Source organism: Campylobacter gracilis, from assembly GCF_001190745.1.
GTDB lineage: Bacteria > Campylobacterota > Campylobacteria > Campylobacterales > Campylobacteraceae > Campylobacter_B > Campylobacter_B gracilis.
In genome coordinates this window covers 382,490-398,257 of record NZ_CP012196.1, presented here as the reverse complement: position 1 = coordinate 398,257, position 15,768 = coordinate 382,490, and the positions used below count along the sequence as shown (strand labels likewise).

At 48.8% G+C, this 15,768-nt stretch carries 19 protein-coding genes; 11 read left to right on the top strand and 8 right to left on the bottom strand.

Annotated features, from left to right (window positions below; all coding sequences use genetic code 11):
* Positions 1-6 precede the first annotated feature (6 nt).
* The 8 genes from CGRAC_RS02155 to CGRAC_RS12180 all read right to left on the bottom strand — a co-directional run bounded on the left by CGRAC_RS02155 (position 7) and on the right by CGRAC_RS12180 (position 7,184).
* Complete coding sequence (locus tag CGRAC_RS02155) at positions 7-543, bottom strand: 50S ribosomal protein L25/general stress protein Ctc (RefSeq protein ID WP_005869552.1); 537 nt, start codon at positions 541-543, stop codon at positions 7-9.
* 255 nt (positions 544-798) lie between these two features.
* Complete coding sequence (locus CGRAC_RS02150; protein WP_005869553.1) at positions 799-2,016, bottom strand: type IV pilus twitching motility protein PilT; 1,218 nt, start codon at positions 2,014-2,016, stop codon at positions 799-801.
* Positions 2,016-3,023, bottom strand: a complete 1,008-nt coding sequence (locus CGRAC_RS02145) for a transaldolase (protein WP_005869554.1) — start codon at positions 3,021-3,023, stop codon at positions 2,016-2,018. Before CGRAC_RS02145 ends, CGRAC_RS02150 begins: the two co-directional genes overlap by 1 nt.
* Entirely contained in the window at positions 3,016-3,639 is a 624-nt protein-coding gene (gene serB / locus CGRAC_RS02140) for a phosphoserine phosphatase SerB (protein WP_005869556.1), read from the bottom strand. Before serB ends, CGRAC_RS02145 begins: the two co-directional genes overlap by 8 nt.
* Positions 3,640-3,670: 31 nt before the next feature.
* Positions 3,671-4,405 (bottom strand): UDP-2,3-diacylglucosamine diphosphatase, encoded by a 735-nt coding sequence (locus CGRAC_RS02135; protein ID WP_005869558.1) that lies wholly within the window; start codon positions 4,403-4,405, stop codon positions 3,671-3,673.
* Between the two features lie 42 nt (positions 4,406-4,447).
* Positions 4,448-5,455 (bottom strand): N-acetyl-gamma-glutamyl-phosphate reductase, encoded by a 1,008-nt coding sequence (gene argC, locus CGRAC_RS02130; RefSeq protein ID WP_040303430.1) that lies wholly within the window; start codon positions 5,453-5,455, stop codon positions 4,448-4,450.
* A gap of 1 nt (position 5,456) precedes the next feature.
* Positions 5,457-5,948 carry a transcription elongation factor GreA gene (greA, locus tag CGRAC_RS02125; RefSeq protein ID WP_005869560.1) on the bottom strand — a complete coding sequence of 164 codons (492 nt, stop codon included), beginning with the start codon at positions 5,946-5,948 and terminating at the stop codon, positions 5,457-5,459.
* Between the two features lie 48 nt (positions 5,949-5,996).
* Positions 5,997-7,184 carry a lipid-A-disaccharide synthase gene (locus CGRAC_RS12180; RefSeq protein ID WP_005869562.1) on the bottom strand — a complete coding sequence of 396 codons (1,188 nt, stop codon included), beginning with the start codon at positions 7,182-7,184 and terminating at the stop codon, positions 5,997-5,999.
* Between the two features lie 68 nt (positions 7,185-7,252).
* Here CGRAC_RS12180 and CGRAC_RS02115 point away from each other — a divergent pair, with 68 nt between their 5' ends.
* From CGRAC_RS02115 to CGRAC_RS02050, 11 genes are all read left to right on the top strand, one after another.
* On the top strand, positions 7,253-7,753 hold the full coding sequence (locus CGRAC_RS02115) for a hypothetical protein (RefSeq protein WP_005869564.1): 501 nt from the start codon (positions 7,253-7,255) through the stop codon (positions 7,751-7,753).
* 412 nt (positions 7,754-8,165) lie between these two features.
* On the top strand, positions 8,166-8,945 hold the full coding sequence (surE, locus tag CGRAC_RS02105; RefSeq protein WP_005869570.1) for a 5'/3'-nucleotidase SurE: 780 nt from the start codon (positions 8,166-8,168) through the stop codon (positions 8,943-8,945).
* Complete coding sequence (locus CGRAC_RS02100; RefSeq protein ID WP_005869572.1) at positions 8,938-9,606, top strand: tRNA threonylcarbamoyladenosine dehydratase; 669 nt, start codon at positions 8,938-8,940, stop codon at positions 9,604-9,606. Before surE ends, CGRAC_RS02100 begins: the two co-directional genes overlap by 8 nt.
* 50 nt (positions 9,607-9,656) lie before the next feature.
* Positions 9,657-9,893 carry a hypothetical protein gene (locus tag CGRAC_RS02095; RefSeq protein WP_005869574.1) on the top strand — a complete coding sequence of 79 codons (237 nt, stop codon included), beginning with the start codon at positions 9,657-9,659 and terminating at the stop codon, positions 9,891-9,893.
* Positions 9,894-10,287: 394 nt separating this feature from the next.
* A complete protein-coding gene (locus tag CGRAC_RS02090) occupies positions 10,288-10,785 on the top strand; it encodes a nitroreductase family protein (protein WP_005869576.1) in 498 nt (165 codons plus the stop codon).
* 2 nt (positions 10,786-10,787) lie between these two features.
* On the top strand, positions 10,788-11,639 hold the full coding sequence (modD, locus tag CGRAC_RS02085; RefSeq protein WP_005869577.1) for a ModD protein: 852 nt from the start codon (positions 10,788-10,790) through the stop codon (positions 11,637-11,639).
* Positions 11,640-11,754: 115 nt separating this feature from the next.
* On the top strand, positions 11,755-12,456 hold the full coding sequence (gene modA, locus CGRAC_RS02080; RefSeq protein WP_005869578.1) for a molybdate ABC transporter substrate-binding protein: 702 nt from the start codon (positions 11,755-11,757) through the stop codon (positions 12,454-12,456).
* Positions 12,453-13,121: a molybdate ABC transporter permease subunit gene (locus CGRAC_RS02075; RefSeq protein WP_005869579.1), complete on the top strand. Its 669-nt coding sequence runs from the start codon at positions 12,453-12,455 to the stop codon at positions 13,119-13,121. Before modA ends, CGRAC_RS02075 begins: the two co-directional genes overlap by 4 nt.
* 65 nt (positions 13,122-13,186) lie before the next feature.
* The gene (locus CGRAC_RS02070; protein WP_005869581.1) at positions 13,187-13,732 is read left to right on the top strand and encodes a superoxide dismutase family protein; all 546 of its coding nucleotides are present in this window, start codon (positions 13,187-13,189) and stop codon (positions 13,730-13,732) included.
* A gap of 402 nt (positions 13,733-14,134) precedes the next feature.
* On the top strand, positions 14,135-14,668 hold the full coding sequence (locus CGRAC_RS02060; protein WP_005869583.1) for a DUF1104 domain-containing protein: 534 nt from the start codon (positions 14,135-14,137) through the stop codon (positions 14,666-14,668).
* 436 nt (positions 14,669-15,104) lie between these two features.
* A complete protein-coding gene (locus CGRAC_RS02050; protein WP_005869585.1) occupies positions 15,105-15,767 on the top strand; it encodes a response regulator transcription factor in 663 nt (220 codons plus the stop codon).
* The last annotated feature ends 1 nt before the right edge of the window (position 15,768 follow it).

The window sequence follows — 15,768 nt, the reverse complement described above, 5'->3', positions numbered from 1 at the left end:
GCGCCCCTATTTAGCCGAAGTAACTCCGACTACCGCTACCGAGCCGTCTAGAATGATGCTGACGCCCTCTTTTACCGGAATGTCTCGGATCAAAAGCGAATCGCCTACGTCAAGATCACTCACATCGAGCGTAAAATCGTTCGGTAGATCTTTGCCGGCGCATTTTACGGCGATACGGCGCTTGGATTGCACCAAAATACCTTTGTTTTTTAGCCCTTTAGCGACGCCAGTTACCTTAACCGGTACTAAATATTTGCTTACGACATCATCCTGAACTACGCGCAAATCTACGTGAGTTAGGGTGTTTGTGACGGGGTGCTTTTGGTATTCTTGCACGATGACGCGATATGTCTTACCGCCTACGCTAACCTCGAAAGGAAGATCCTCTTTCGCGCGCATGGCTTTGATAAAGTCATTTACTTTAAACGCCGCGTTGATATTGTCAAATCCTTTCGCATAAATATTAGCGATTAGATAACCATCTCGTTTTAGGGACTTTGAAGCCCTTTTACCGATACTATCTCTAACGATACCTTCTAACATTAGGTTTCCTTTGTGAAAAAATGAAGCGTGATGATAGCTAAATATTGCTTTAAATCTATTTAAGCGCCGCGATGAAATTTAGAAGTAAAATCGCACGGAATTTAGCCGATTAAATTTACGCTAAATCCCACAAAGCACGGCATATTTGTACGCAATAGGACAGACGAATTAAATTCCGCCTGCGCGGCGGCAGGCAGAATTCTTTAAAATTTTAAATTGCAAAATTTAAAATTTTAAAATTTTAAAATTTACGACTTAGCGGATCTCTTTTAGCTGTACGACTTCGCCGGCGAGCATCTCCTCGGCGCTCTCTCCGGATTCTGCCGCCAAATCCCTTTTTTTGGCAAGATCGACGTTTTTGATCTGTAGATCTAGGTCGTTTCGCTTAGAGGCCTTATCCAGCGCCTCCTCACGGGTGATGACGCCGTCTCTGTAAAGATCGAGCAGGTGCTGATCGAAGGTCTGCATGCCATAGGTGTTGCGACCGTCGGCGATCGCGTCAGGAATTTCATCGTCGCGCGCATCAAGTATCATATCCTTAATACGGGTGTTTTTGCGTAGAATTTCAACGACGGCTACGCGCTTGCCCTCGATAGTACGAGCAAGGCGCTGAGAGATGACCGCCTCTAGGACGGATGCTAGCGTCATTCGGATACGCTCCTGCTCGGCCTGCTCAAACATCGCAATGATTCGGTTTACCGTCTCTTTCGCATCGATGGTGTGCACCGTCGAAAACACTAAGTGGCCCGTTTCTGCGGCATGAAGTGCGGTCTCGATCGTCTCTAAATCGCGCATCTCGCCCACGAATATTACGTCGGGGTCCTCTCGCAGCGCAGCGCGAAGCGAATCGGCGAAGTTATTGCAGTCCTCGCCGATAGCGCGCTGATTGATGATGCATTTATCGTCTTTAAATACAAATTCCACGGGGTCTTCGATCGTAACGACGTGGCTGGTTCTTTGCCTATTTATGCGATTGATCATGCTTGCGATCGTTGTCGTCTTTCCGCTTCCCGTAGGTCCCGTAAGTAGCACGACGCCGCGCATAGCAGTGTCGCAAATATCTTTAATCGAAGGCGGTAGACCTAGATCGTCGATCTCTGGAATTTTAACCGGAATCGTTCGGAAAACCGCGCTGATACCGTCGATCTGAAAGAAAATATTAACGCGGAAGCGATAATCTTCGTTTAGCTTGTAGGTAAAATCCACGCTCTTTTTCTCGATAAGCTCAGGAAAGCGCGTGATGAGAAGCTCCTTAGCTAGCGTCATCGCGTCTTCTTTCAAAAATGGCGTCTTGCTAAATTTTACTAGCTCGCCATGGATGCGCCCTCTGATAACCGCGCCCGATTTTATGTGAAGGTCGCTACCGCCGTTTTGGATTAGAAATTCCAGATATTTATTTAGCCTATCTCGCTGCTTAAAATCCAGCGTAGAAGCGTCAACTTGATACTGCGAATAATCTATAGAACCCGCCATCATTTCTCCTTTTTAAGTGTTTTTATTATCTCTTTAAATGCTTCTTCAAAAGCCGCCAGTCCGTCATCTAGCAGCTTTTTATACGCCTTTTTCATATCGATCTTTGCCTCTGCTACGCGAGCGAAAAATTCCTCTATCTGCGCATCGCTAGGCGGCATTTTGGGCTTTTGATCGCCGCTTATAAAGGCCCCTATCGTCTCAAGTGGTGCGGTGTTTACGCAGCCCGGATACATCAGCTCGCTTACGTAATAATCCTTCGGCAGATCATCTCCTTTTACGCCCGTGCTCGCAAACAGCGGCTTTACGTAGTTTAAATTTTCTTTAGCGATGATATTGTAGCATTTTGAAGCGTTCATCGTGCCGATTTTGCCGGTAGGAAGGCCCGCCGCGGCCATTTTTTCATCCAGTAACCTATCGAAGCGGCTAACGAAGATGCTAATTACGGTTTTTGGTAAATTTGCTTTCGGAAAGTAGCGACGAAAGCCCGCGATGCCCTCTTTTATCGCCTCGATACATTTTGCGGTCTGCTCCGGCGAAAAAACCAAGGTCGCATTTACGCTGATCCCCTTTTTTAGCAGATCGCGCATCGCTTCGTAGCCCGCCTTGGTCGCAGGGATTTTGATCATAACGTTTGGCATGCCGATCGTGCTATATAGGTGCTTGCCTTCACGATACATCGCCTCGGCATCGTCTGCAAAACATGGGTCAACCTCGATGCTTACGAAGCCGTCATCACCGTTAATAAAATTTTTAAGCAGGCTCTCCGCCGCGCTTCTTATGTCCGCGGTGGCTAAAATTTCATACAGCTTTTTAGGCTCTTTTTTTCTAAATTCCTCTTTAGCTGCATCGTATGCGGAGGAGCTTAGAATTGCGTTTTTAAAGATCGCAGGATTGGAGGTAGCGCCGTTAATTATGCCTTTTTTGATCAGCTCGTCGAAATCTTTATCGATAAAATCGCGCTCCAAAAAGTCGCACCAAAGGCTGAAATTTAGGGCTTTATCATACATATTTCATAATCTCCTTCAAATCCTTTTTTTCAATGCAGACGCTCGCGTGCTCTTTTAAAATTTCATTTGCGCAAAAGGCGATTTTAAGTCCCGCCTCGCGGAACATCGAAACATCGTTCGCGCCGTCTCCCACACACATTACTTCGCTTGTTCTTAAACCCATCAGCGATTTAAGCTGTGCAAGCAGGACGCCTTTTGAGTATCCAAACATCATCTCGCCGCCGAAAAGCCCGGTTAAAATTCCGTTTTTTTCATGCAGATAGTTCGCAAAGCTCGCGTCAAAGCCTAGTTTTTTCTGCGCGGCGTCGGTAGCGAGATGAAATCCGCCGCTAAAGACGATCACCTTTATGCCTTTATTTTTCAGATACGCGATGATCTCGCTAGCGCCGCAAACGAAAGGCAGACTTTCCGCGATAGCTTTAGCATCGCTAAGCTTCATTCCCTTTATCAGCGCCACGCGCTCGCTAAGGCTCTCGAAAAAATCAAGCTCTCCCGCCATCGCGCGCTTTGTAATTTCGCTAACTTGTCGCTGTGTGCCCATTTTAGCGGCGAAAAAACCTATCGTCTCGCCGTCCATCAGCGTAGAATCAAAGTCGAAAACACAAAGCTTTATCATAAATATCCTCACAAAAATTTAGGAATTATAGCTAATTTAAGTTTAAGTTTTTTGGAATTAGCGTAAATTTTTCGCTTTTTGCGACCTCGTAAATTTTGCTCCCGGCCCCGAAAGAGCACAAATTTATATATTTTTTCTCGCCGAAATATAAAATTTCATCTTGATGATAGTGCCCTTCGATGATTAAATTTGCCGCGTAAAAATCGATCTTCGGCGCGATTATATCCTTAAAATTTGGCATTTTTTTGTATAGATTTTTCCCCTCTTGCGATTTTAAGATTACTTTTGAAATTTTAAATTTTAAAGCGCGATCGAGCAGATCCATAAATTTTAGAAAAGCCCTGTTTCGCAGCGAAAGCAGCGCAAACTGCGTCAGACGCGGCAAAAACAGATCGCCGTGCGCGATCTGCACCGCCTCGCCGCTCTCGCAGATAAATTTAGCGGGCTGCGCGGCGTTTGGATAAACTTTTGCGCGGGGGAAAATTTCGCGCAGATTAAAATCGTGGTTGCCCTCGAAGTAAAAAATTTCGCATTTTCGCGACAGCTCGTTTATTAGCGCGATCTCCTCTTCGTAGAAGCGCTGCACGTAGGTCGTGTTTGCCAAAAAATCAAACATATCGCCCATCATAAAAATTTGAGGCGGCAGGCTTTGTGCAGAACGCAGCGCGCGCAAGAATTTCAAAAATTGCGGCCTGCTTGCGCCTGCGTGCGCATCGCCGATAAAGATCGCGCCCGGTTTTATCGTCTGAATTTGATCATTTTGCATCTAGGCCCCCGCGCGTGACGGCTTTTGCAAAAAGTTCATCGCTTAAATTCCGTGCGCAATGCGCGGCAGCGCCGTAGCTTCGGCGAATCCGCACATTAAATTTGCGTTTGCGACCGCCTGTGACGAAGCTCCGCGCAAAAGATTATCGATCGCCGAGTTGATCCAAATTTTATCGCCCGCAGTTTTTACAAAAATATCGCAAAAGTGCGTCCCTACGACGTTTTTTATACTCACAGGCTCATTTCTTACGCGCACGAAAGGCTCGTTTTCGTAAAATTCCCGCAGCACCGCCTCTGCGTCCACGCTCTTTTGCAGCACTCCGAACGCGCTAACTAGCATTCCGCGCGTAATCGGCAGCAAATTCGGCACGAAAAGCGTGCTAAATTCGCCGCCTTTTAAAATTTGCAGCTGCTCTTTGATCTCGTCTGCGTGGCGATGCGAGATCGGCGAGTAAGCATTTGCGTTTTCGTTCACGCTTACGAAATGGCTGCTTGTTTTGAGGGCCTTGCCTGCGCCGCTTACTCCGCTTTTTGCGTCGATAAATACGCCGATACCCGGATCTAGTAGTCGTACGAACGGCGCAAGCGCCAAAATAGAGCAGGTAGGGTAGCAGCCTGGATTGGCCGTAAGCCGCGCCGCGCGGATCTTTTCGCGATTTAGCTCGGGCAGTCCGTAAACGGCGTGGGCTAAATTACGAGGGTCTAAATGCGTGGTGTAATTTTTCTCGTAAAGCTCGCGGCTTAGGCGGTAATCAGCCGATAGATCGACTACCTTGACGCTTTTAAATTTTAAAATTTCGCGGGCAAATTCCATCGCTTTTTCATGCGGCAGCGCCAAAAAAATAAGATCGCATCTTTGCGCCGCAACGCGAGCATCCGCGGCTTCTACGTGCATCTCAAACACGCCGCGAAGCTGCGGGAAAATTTCACTTATCTCACCGTCTGTCGAAGCTCCCAAATACGAAATTTCAAAGCTCGGGTGGGGAAGTAGAGCCTTAATCAGCTCAAGCCCCGTATAGCCGCTAACGCCGATGATGCCTACTTTTTTCACGCTAATTCTCAAATTTGATCGGCTTGTATTCGACGCTTAAAATTTCCACGTCGCGTGTGCCTGATGGCAGCTGAAGCACCACCTCATCGCCCTCTGCTTTGCCCAAAAGCTGGCGCGCGAGCGGCGTATTGATGTTGATGAGTTTGCGCGAGATATCCGCTTCGCTAAGTCCTACGATGACGTAGGTCTCCTCCCGCTCGGTCTCTACGTCCATGAAGGTAACGGTGGAGCCGAATTTTACGCGGTCGTGTTCGTAGGTCGAGGGATCGATGATCTTTGAGCGAGAGATGATGTCGCTAAGTTCGGCGATACGCGAGAGCAGAAACGCCTGTTCCTCGCGCGCCGCGTGGTACTCGGCGTTTTCTTTTAGATCGCCGTGTCCGCGCGCGATGTCGATCTGCTGCACGATGTGAGGCAGCTTTACGCTCTGAAGCTCTTTGAGCTCGGAGGTGATCTTTTCATATCCGTAAAGCGTCATTGGTTCGGTCGTCATAATCTTCCTTTCTTTTTATCAAATTATATAAGCTTTAGCCTTAAAATTTTAGCTCACAGGCTGCGTTAAAATTTTTGCCACGTTTTCGCTGGAACCGAATTTCAGATAATCTCGCAGCTTTTCGCTCGCAAGTTTAAATTTCGCGGCGTCGCAGCGCTCGTATGCAGAAAGTAGGTTTTGCGCGCTTACTTCGCCTTGCAAAAGCTCCTCGTGCAGAGGCTCCTCGCCCAAAAAATCAAAAATAATATTCGCAAGCCCCACGTGCTTTAGCTTTACGAGCTTTCGCGCGAGCCAAACGTCAAACGCGCGAGCCTTGTAGCACAGCACGAACGGAGTGCCGATGAACGCTGCCTCAAGCGTCGCCGTACCCGAGCAGATGAAGGCAAAATCGCAATCCTTAAGCGTGGAAGGAGTATCGTTTGCGATGCTAAAGCCCTCTAAAGGCCCGTAAATTTCATCTCTTTGATCCATCAGATGCGGCGGGATTATTAAGACTCGCTCGCTACTTTCAAATTTAGGTACAAGGGCTCTAAAAATCGGCATCAGTCTTGAAATTTCAGCTCTGCGCGAGCCTGGCATAAAGGCGATCTTACCCTGCTTTTCGTAGCTTATTTTTTGAAATTTTATCTCATCAAGCAGCGGATGCCCCACGAAAGAGTACTTTGCGGTTTTAGCGCTTTGCTCGCTTGGGTGCGCGGCATTCTCTTTCGGCGCCGCGTCTTTATCTTTTGTTTCTTGTGGTGCAGCGTCTTTGCTCTCTGCTTCTTGCGGCACAGCGCCTTTATCTCCCTCGCAATCCGCACCGAAGAATTTTGCCTCAAAAGGCCAGATGGAGAGCAAATTGTCGCAAAATGCCTTCAGCTTCTCCGCTCTGTGCGGCTTCCACGCCCAAACCTGCGGCAGGATATAATATGAAATTTCCGCGCGCGCGCCGCTTTCTTTGATCGCGCGAGCAAGCGGCAGATTAAACGCGGGCGAGTCGATCAAAAGCACGCGATCGCACTCCGCCGCAAGCCGCACCATCTGCGCTATCGCGCGCTTGGCTTTTAAAATCAGCGGCAGAATTTCTATAAAGCCCATCGCCGAAAACTCGCTGCTTTTGTATATCGGCGAGCCCAGCTTTTCATCGAAAATTCCGCAAATCTCGCAAGCGGAATCGAGCTTTTTAAGATGCTCAAAAACCTCTTTGAAATGCAGGTTCGCAGAGGGTTCTAGGCAAGAGATTAAATATTTCAAATTTAGCCTTTTAAATTTTTGTTAATTATAGCAAAATGTGCTAAAATTAAGCCGACAAAGGATTTAAGATGAGAAATTTTAAAATTTTAGCGCTATGCGGCGCGTTCGTGATGTTGCTAGGCGGTTGCGGCGCGGCTAAATACCAAAAGCGTCAAGTCACCGAGGATCCCGCAGTAACGGCGCGTTTTGAGGCGCTTAGTAAGCTAGGCTCGCCCGCACTCGTCGCTAAAGCCGCAGCTAGCGAGATCGCAGCAGATGTAGGCGGCGCCAAGCCCCACGTTAAGGTCGCGCAGTTTGCCTTCCTCGAAGAAATTAGCGCGCAAGGAAGCGACCTGATCTATGCCTACTCACTAAGCCCCGGTTGGGCGAGCCTGAAAAGCTCCGATCGGCAAACATATCTCAAATTGCTAACCAAGGATATTACCGAAAATGACTGCAACGCACCTAGTACGCGAGCTTTATTGCGAAGCGGAGTGCGTGAAGTGCACCGGTTTTTCTACGATTATCCAAGCTCGCATCTACTTGATTCGCAGGTAAGCGAGGAGATATGCCGCAAAGCAGGGTTATAGATAGTCTCGCATAATTTTATGCCGCGGTTTTATATCGGCGCGAAAGCGAAATTTTATGGTGTAAAATCTGTGATAATTTAAAAGGCGGAATTTGTAGCGAGTTGCGGAGTGCGGTCGCAAAATTTAATTTAAGAAATTTCGAAAGCGAAATTTAGGCGATGAAATTACGCGGTAGGCTATAAAATTTGTAGCGAAAAAAGATAAAATTTCGTAGCAAAAAGACGGAATTTTTCTATGAATTTTGTGATCTAAGTTAGTGATGGAATTTTTGCGAAAAAATTTGGCGCGACGGAATTTTATGCCACGCAAGCTAAGTAGAAATTTTTGCATAGTAAAGAATTGAGCGTTAGATTTTTACAGACGTAATTCCGTTCCGATAGGCCTGTCGTGAAATTTTAGCTAGAGAGAGAATATGAAAGAAATTTTAATCACCAATGACGATGGATTCGAAGCGCGCGGGCTTTTGGAGCTCGCAAGCGCGCTAAGATCGGTCGCAAACGTCACTATCGTAGCGCCAAGTTCGGAAAAATCGGCATGCTCGCACTCGCTCACGCTCACGCGCCCGCTTAGATTTGTAAAGCTCGACGACGGATTTTTCAAGCTCGACGACGCTACGCCCGCAGACTGCGTGTATTTGGCGCTCCGCGCGCTGTATAACCGCAAGCCCGATCTTGTGATAAGCGGCATAAATCACGGCGCCAATGTCGCGGAGGACGTGACCTATTCGGGCACTTGCGGAGGCGCGATGGAGGGGGTTTTGCAAGGCATTCCAGCGCTTGCAGTGAGCCAGTTTTACGTCGCGGACTCGCTGCAGCGATATGGATTTGATCTTGCGTGCGAGCTCACGGTTGATCTGGTGGGAAAAATCTTTAAAAACGGCTTTCCGCTGCCGCCCAAGCAGTTTTTAAATTTAAACGTTCCTGCCGTTTCAAAGCAAGATTTTAAGGGACTAACGATCGCACCATGCGGCGAGAAGCTCTACGATACCGACGCGCAGCTAAATCGCAATCCGCGCGGAATAGAGTATTATTGGCTCGGCAAATCTACGCTCAGCTTTGATGCGAGCAGAAACGAAAATAGCGACATTTCGGCACTTTTTGAGGGGCGAGCGACGCTAAGCCCGATTAAGTTAAATTTGACCGCGCACGAGCAGATGAGCGCGCTAGAAAGGTGGATTAGAAACGATGAGTGATGTCGTAATAGACCGCTTTTCGCGCTCGCGCCTGCTTTTCAGCGAGGATTTTGCAAGGCTACAAAGCGCTAAAATTTTAATTTGCGGCTGCGGCGGCGTGGGCGGAGCGGCGATAGAGGCGCTATACCGCAGCGGCGCGGTAAATCTAAGCGTGATCGATTGCGATCGCTTCGAGATCACCAATCAAAACCGCCAGCTTGGAAGCGAGCACGTAGGCGAGCTAAAATGCGAGGTTTTCGCGCGCAAATTTAAAGGCGTGACGCCGATCGCCGCTAGGATCGGCGAGGAATTTTTGTCGGAATTTGACCTGGCCCAATTTGATTTCGTAATCGACGCGATAGACGACGTGGGCGCTAAGATCGCGCTTGCGCTGCGCTGTAGCGAGGCGGGCTCGGGCTTCATAAGCTCGATGGGCGGCGCAAAGAGGCTCGATCCCGCTAAAATCGAAATCCGCTCAATCTGGCGGACGCAAGGCGATCCGCTCGCGCGCAAGATCAGATATGAGCTGCGAAAGCGCGGCTTTGCGGGCGATTTTGACGTCGTCTGCTCAAGCGAGCCGCCGCGCGTCAAATCGATGGGCAGCTTCATGGGCGTGACCGCTAGCTTCGGGCTTTTCATCGCAAGCTACGTCGTACGCAGGCTGATAGGCGATCAGGCTTGAGCGGTTAAAATTTCATATCGTCTCGACGTGCGGCTCCGCCTGATCGTGTTTTGCGGTTAAATTTTGGATATTTTGAGCTTTTGATCCGAGCGCGCTTTGCATGCGGTACGGCGCGGCGGGTAATTTGCAGCGCGCATGCGGTTAAAATTCAAAGCGGCGAAAGCGGAATTTTACCCATCGACGAAGATAAAATTTGCTCGGCGTGCAGGCGAAATTTCATTTTGCCGCGAATGATAAAAATTTTATCCGCAAAGATCAGCGCAGGCTCGGCAAGAGATAAAATTTAAAGATCACGCAAGCTACGCGTGCATATCTATAGTATGCGGTGCGCCGTTTTAGCGGGCGCCAAATAGCGGTCTAGGATTAAAATTTAAATAGGCGGGTCGCGAGCTTGCTCGTGAGCGAAATTTTGATTGAATCAAGTTCGCGCAGCTATCCTCTGCGGCGGATTTTCATAGCAGCGCGGTAAAATTTTATCGCAGTTTCGCGCGCTTTTTGATGCAAAAAGAGGTACACCCGGACAAATAAACCAAATCTGCGCGTATCGGCCGCCGCGTAGCGCCTAAATAGCGCAAAGCGTAAGCAAGGCTCAAGCAAACGCAGCGGCAAGCTTACTTCTAAATTCCATTTTTTACCGCTCGCAAAAAGCGGAATTTAGAAATTTAATTTAAAGGAGCAGCGATGAATGAAATTTTTACACGCACGAGCGTGCGAAACTTTACCGAGAAAATGCCGAGCGACGATCAGATTGAACTCGTGCTAAAAGCAGCGATGCAAGCCCCTAGCGCGGGTAACCAACGCTCATGGGAGTTTTACGTAGTGCGCGATCGCACCGCGCTTACGCTACTTAGCAGCGTTGGCACCTACGGCGGCTGCACGAAGGACGCGCCGCTTGCGATCGTGGTCTGCACGCGCAAAAGCGGCTTAAAATTCCAGCCCTACGCTCGCTACGACTGCGCTTGTGCAGCAGAAAATCTCTGGCTGGCGGCGCATCATTTGGGGCTTGGCACCACGTGGCTGGGCGTAGCGCCCGATATTTACGCGATGGAGCGCGTAAGAGAAATTTTGGATCTGCCTGGGCATTTAGAGGCGTTTTGCATTATGCCTTTGGGCTTTCCGTCTCGCGTCACAAAGGCACATTCACGCTTTGAGCCCGCTAAAATTCACTTCGTAGGCTAGAGATGTTTATTTCTCAGAGTAAAATTGACGATCTTATCGCTAGCGACGGCGCATTTTTGGACCTTACGACCGAGCTTTTGCAGGACTTCGTGGATTTAAACGCGCCCGCGCGGCTTTCGATCGTAACGAGGCAGGATCTTATTTTTAGCGGCGGGCAGATCGCGCGCGAAGTAGCGGCGTGCCTTGGCTGCGAGACGCAGCGGCTAGCGCGCGAGGGAAGCGCATTTAGCGCGGGGGATGAAATTTTTAGCGCGCGAGGAAGCTTCGAGAGCCTCCATAAAGCTTGGAAGATCGTTCAGATCATGTTTGAGTACTCCTGCAAAATTTCAACCTACGCGCACGAGATGGTCGCGCTGATGCGCGAGGCAAATCCGCGCTGCGTGCTGGGTGCGACGCGCAAGAGTTTTCCTTTTGCGAAGGAGCTTTGTGTAAATGCGCTGATCGCGGGCGGCGGGAGCATGCACCGCCTAGGGCTGCACGACAGCATCCTGTTTTTTTCAAACCATATCCGCGCGTTTGCAAGCTTTAGCGAGTTTTGCGCGCAGATCGCTAAATTTAAAGAGCGCGCGCCCGAGCGAAAGATCATGATCGAAGTGGCGAGCGAGCGCGAATTTAGCGAGCTCTTAGGTTACGCACCCGATGCGATAATATGCGATAAGATGAGCCTTAGCGAGCTTAGAGCCTGCGTTTTGAAGCGAGATGAGACGGCGCCGCAGATTAAAATTTGCGCCGCCGGCGGTATAAATAAAAATAACTGCGCAGAGTTTGCAGCTACCGGCGCGGACGTGCTCGTAAGCTCGGCGGTTTGGAATCAAGGCGTGTGCGATCTTAGCGGAAAGATAGAGCTTATCTAAATATTAAATTTTAAATTTTAAGGTGCGAAAGTCTAAAAAAGGGCATAAAAACGCAATTTATTAATAAATAAGAGTATATTTTGTAAAATTCTTAAAATTTCAAAAAAGGATTTTCATGAAAAAAATTGCTTTTATTTTGGCGCTTGCGGCAAGCGTTTCGTTTTGCGCGGATCAGCTGATAATCGCGGCCGGCGGCGGATACAAAAAGCCCGTCTCGGCCGTGATCGAAAATTTGAAAAAAGAGGGCATGGACGTGGCAGGATCGTTTGCCAACCTCGGCCAGCTCGTCATTCAATCGCGCGAGAATAAAATTTCATTCATCGTGGGCGACGAGGCGTTTTTGAAAAAAAGCGATCTAAATATCACTAAATTTGAACGCATCGGCCGCGGCACGCTTGTTTTGGTGACGCCGAAAAATATCGAAATAAACGATGTCTCGGAGATCGCAAAGTTCGATAAAATCGCGATGCCAGATCCTAAAAAGGCGATTTACGGTATCAGGACGAACGAATTTTTACAAAACGCCAAGATGGATGCGGTAAAAGATAAAATTTTAGCCGTCGCGGGCGTGCCGCAGGTGGTCGCATACGTCATCAACGGCGAGGTGCAAGCAGGCTTTATCAACAGCACCGAAGCGGTCGCCAAAAAAGATGAGTTCGGCTCGATCATCTACATCGACGAGAGCCTCTACAGCCCCGCATTTATCGGTATCGCAAGGCTTAGCGCGTGCGGCGAGCAGGCGCTTTGCGAAAAGGTGATGGAGGAGTTTAAATCGGACCGCTCAAAAGAGATTTTTTCAAAATTCGGTCTTAAATGAGCGACATCGCTTGGATCGCGCATCCTTTGCTTTTAAGCGTCAAAGCCCTATTTTGCAGCTTTTTGCTGCTGATTACGGCAGGGCTTGCGATTGCGTATTTTTTAGCTTTCAGCAAAGCTAAATTTAAAAAGATCGTCGAAATTTTAGTGATTTTTCCGCTCATCTTCCCGCCGATCGCGACGGGATTTTTGCTGCTTTATGTTTTTGGAAAGAGCGGATTTATCGGCTCTTCCCTAAATTTAGACATCGTTTTTAACTTCTCTTCATTGGTAATCGCCGCATTTTTGGTCGGGCTACCGCTGTTTGTAAAGCCCGTATGCGCGAGCTTCGAGCTATTTCCGAAGAGCCTAATCGAAGCCGCGCAAATTTTAGGCAAAAACAGAGCTCAAATTTTCCTCTTCGTCATCCTTCCTAGCTCGCTTAAAACGCTAGGCTCCGCGCTCATTTTAGCGCTCTCGCGCGGGCTTGGCGAAGTGGGTATCACGCTGATGCTGGGCGGAAATATCGTGGGTAAAACCGACACGCTAAGCCTTGCGATCTACAATGCCGTGTATGACGGTGAGAACGAGCGGGCGCTGATTTTAAGCGTTTTGCTCGTAATTTTCAGCTTGATTTTATTCTTCGCGATAAGTCTTTTAGATAAAAAGCGAAATTTATCTAAATAAGAAAAATTATTTTTTAAGTATTTTTGGATAAAATTGCACTCGCATTTCATTTTAAAGGATTTATCATGAAGAAATTTCTAATTTCATCGATTTTAGTCGCAAGCGCCTTGATCGCTCACGAGCACGGCGATATGCAAAATTTCGACCCTAAGACCGGCAAGCACCTCGTCATCGCGATGGAGCAGCTAGGCGAGAAGGGTAACGTGAGCGTAGGCGAGGTCGTAGCGGTCGAGACAAACTACGGCGTGGCATTTTTCCCGAATTTAAAGGGTCTTACTAGCGGCGTGCATGGCTTTCACGTACATCAAAACGCCGACTGCGGCGCGACCGAGAAGGGCTTGGGCATGAAAGCTGGCGGTCACTGGGATCCGAGCGACACCAAAAAGCATTCGTTTGCTTGGGACGATAGCGGCCACAAGGGCGATCTGCCTGCGCTTTTCGTCGATGCCGAGGGCAATGCGGTCTATCCGGTGCTAGCTCCGAAGATCAAGAGCTTAGATGAGCTAAAGGGGCACTCGCTAATGGTTCACGTAGGCGGCGATAACCACAGCGACCATCCGAAGCCGCTCGGCGGCGGCGGCGCTAGAATGGTCTGCGGCGTTATAAAATAGGCTTCGTTGTGGATAAAATTTAATCATCCGCGATCTCTAAATTTACTCGCCTTGCGGTTAAATTTACGCGACGAAATTTCGCCGCCCGCAGCGCCGAGACATGCCCGCTCTGCCGTTAAATTTACGCATGGCGGGCTTTTAATGCAATCTATGCAGCGCGAATTTATGCTAAATTTACGCGCTGCGCACCTCTTGCCTTCCGCTTAAAATTTTAAAATTTAGCCTTGTTTGCACGCATTGCGCTTCCGCTTTGTTTTTGCCGCAGAGGCGTAAAGTTTTCTAAATTTAAATCAAAGCTTTAAATTTACGACGCCGAGTTATTTTGACGGCGCGGCTGCTTTACTTAACTTTTTCTTCACGACTTTTTCCTACAATCACGCCAACTTTCACAAAGGAGAGAGAATGAAAAAGATTGTTTTAGCAAGCGTTTTAGTCGCGGGCGTGCTGTTCGCCGCAGATTTTCAAAATAGTACTCCCGAGCAGATCAATGCCTCAGTTGCTAGCGCAGACGCCAAGAGCTTAAGCGAAGCGGCGTTTGAGATCGATAAGCGCGCAGGCGAGCTAAGGGCGCAGGCAAGGGATCTCAAGCGTGGATTTAAGACGGAGTTTAAAAAGAAACTGGACGCTATGAGCGTCGAGGATCGCGAGAAATTCCTAGACGAGTTTAGAAAAAACTATAACGCCCAGGCGGGCAAGCTAAGCGTCGAGCAGGCGGATAGACTGGATATCGAGCTTAAAGACCGCGGTAATTTCGGCAAATTTAAAAGGCCTGCTTGCGGGTTTGGTCCACACAGATCGCAGATGGCACCCGGCGAGTGCGGTCATATGCCGCATAAAGGAATGGGCGGAGGCGCGGAGCGAGCAATGCCTCCGAGGGACGCGATGCCGTGTAATCAAAACGCGGGCGCCGCTGCGTGTCCTATGACGCAGCAATAGCCGCCCGCGCAAGCTATTTAGTTCCGCGCAGCATTTGCGCGGAATTTTGTTTTAACAGATCGCGGCGTATAAATTTTAAAATTTAGCTTTGGAGCCTATGCGGCATAGCGTCGATGAAATTTCGTAAAATTTTATCGGTGCAGGCGAGGTTTTGAAATTCTGCGCGGCGAAATTTTAAAGCTCCGGCGTTTTGCCTGTAAATTTTAAAATTCCGCGGCGCGAAAATTTTATATCGTAAAATTTTAGCCTCTTGCGCCGCTTTGCGCACTGCGCGAATACTAATTGCTAGGCGAACAATCTAAATTTACGAAGCGCACCTTAGAGCTAAGACGCGCCGTTTTCGCCAAGATAAAATTTGCCGCGAAATTTTGCAATTAAATTTTACGTGGAATTTCACAGGGTATAATTTCAAAAATTCTACGCGAGGAGGTGAGCTATGGCAAGAGTTTTGATCGTCGAGGACGAGGGGATGCTGCTAGACATGATGTGCACCTACATGCGCGGCGCGGGGCACGAGGTAGGCGGCAGCAAAAGCTACGACGAGGCGCTTTCATTAGCATACGAAAAGAGCTTTGATCTGTGGATCTTCGACGTCAAAATCATCGGCGGCAACGGCTTTGCGCTACTTCGCGAGCTGCGCGAGGCCGGGCGCGGCGCACCGTGCATTTTCACGACGTCGCTAAACACTCTGCAAGACGTCGAGAGCGGCTTTAGAAGCGGCTGCGACGACTACCTCAAAAAGCCCTTCGAGCTAAAAGAGCTGGCTCTGCGCGCGGATAATCTACTAAAGCGCACCTTCGTTCACAACGCCGCCAGACGCGAAAATATCGGAGGAAACTTTAGCTTCGATATGGCTCAGCGCGCGCTATATCATGCAGACAGGCTCGTGCCGATGCCGCAAAAGCAGGCGAGGCTTCTCGCGCTACTTCTAAAAAACCGCGATAAGCTCCTTAGCAAAGATGAAATTTTCGCCGCGCTATGGGACTACGACGAAAGCCCGAGCGAGCTTAGTCTGCGCGTTTATATCGCCGAGCTGCGAAAAATTTTAGGCAAAGATCGCATCATAAACGCTTCCAAGCTCGGTTATAAATATATTTAGG

Bases quoted from the DNA above. Each gene is read 5' to 3' on its own strand.
- CGRAC_RS02155 (WP_005869552.1), bottom strand. From the start codon at position 543: ATGTTAGAAGGTATCGTTAGAGATAGTATCGGTAAAAGGGCTTCAAAG.
- CGRAC_RS02150 (WP_005869553.1), bottom strand. From the start codon at position 2,016: ATGGCGGGTTCTATAGATTATTCGCAGTATCAAGTTGACGCTTCTACG.
- CGRAC_RS02070 (WP_005869581.1), top strand. From the start codon at position 13,187: ATGAAGAAATTTCTAATTTCATCGATTTTAGTCGCAAGCGCCTTGATC.
- CGRAC_RS02145 (WP_005869554.1), bottom strand. From the start codon at position 3,023: ATGTATGATAAAGCCCTAAATTTCAGCCTTTGGTGCGACTTTTTGGAG.
- serB (WP_005869556.1), bottom strand. From the start codon at position 3,639: ATGATAAAGCTTTGTGTTTTCGACTTTGATTCTACGCTGATGGACGGC.
- CGRAC_RS02090 (WP_005869576.1), top strand. From the start codon at position 10,288: ATGAATGAAATTTTTACACGCACGAGCGTGCGAAACTTTACCGAGAAA.
- CGRAC_RS02060 (WP_005869583.1), top strand. From the start codon at position 14,135: ATGAAAAAGATTGTTTTAGCAAGCGTTTTAGTCGCGGGCGTGCTGTTC.
- greA (WP_005869560.1), bottom strand. From the start codon at position 5,948: ATGACGACCGAACCAATGACGCTTTACGGATATGAAAAGATCACCTCC.
- surE (WP_005869570.1), top strand. From the start codon at position 8,166: ATGAAAGAAATTTTAATCACCAATGACGATGGATTCGAAGCGCGCGGG.
- CGRAC_RS02115 (WP_005869564.1), top strand. From the start codon at position 7,253: ATGAGAAATTTTAAAATTTTAGCGCTATGCGGCGCGTTCGTGATGTTG.
- modA (WP_005869578.1), top strand. From the start codon at position 11,755: ATGAAAAAAATTGCTTTTATTTTGGCGCTTGCGGCAAGCGTTTCGTTT.
- CGRAC_RS02135 (WP_005869558.1), bottom strand. From the start codon at position 4,405: ATGCAAAATGATCAAATTCAGACGATAAAACCGGGCGCGATCTTTATC.
- CGRAC_RS02100 (WP_005869572.1), top strand. From the start codon at position 8,938: ATGAGTGATGTCGTAATAGACCGCTTTTCGCGCTCGCGCCTGCTTTTC.
- CGRAC_RS02050 (WP_005869585.1), top strand. From the start codon at position 15,105: ATGGCAAGAGTTTTGATCGTCGAGGACGAGGGGATGCTGCTAGACATG.
- modD (WP_005869577.1), top strand. From the start codon at position 10,788: ATGTTTATTTCTCAGAGTAAAATTGACGATCTTATCGCTAGCGACGGC.
- CGRAC_RS02075 (WP_005869579.1), top strand. From the start codon at position 12,453: ATGAGCGACATCGCTTGGATCGCGCATCCTTTGCTTTTAAGCGTCAAA.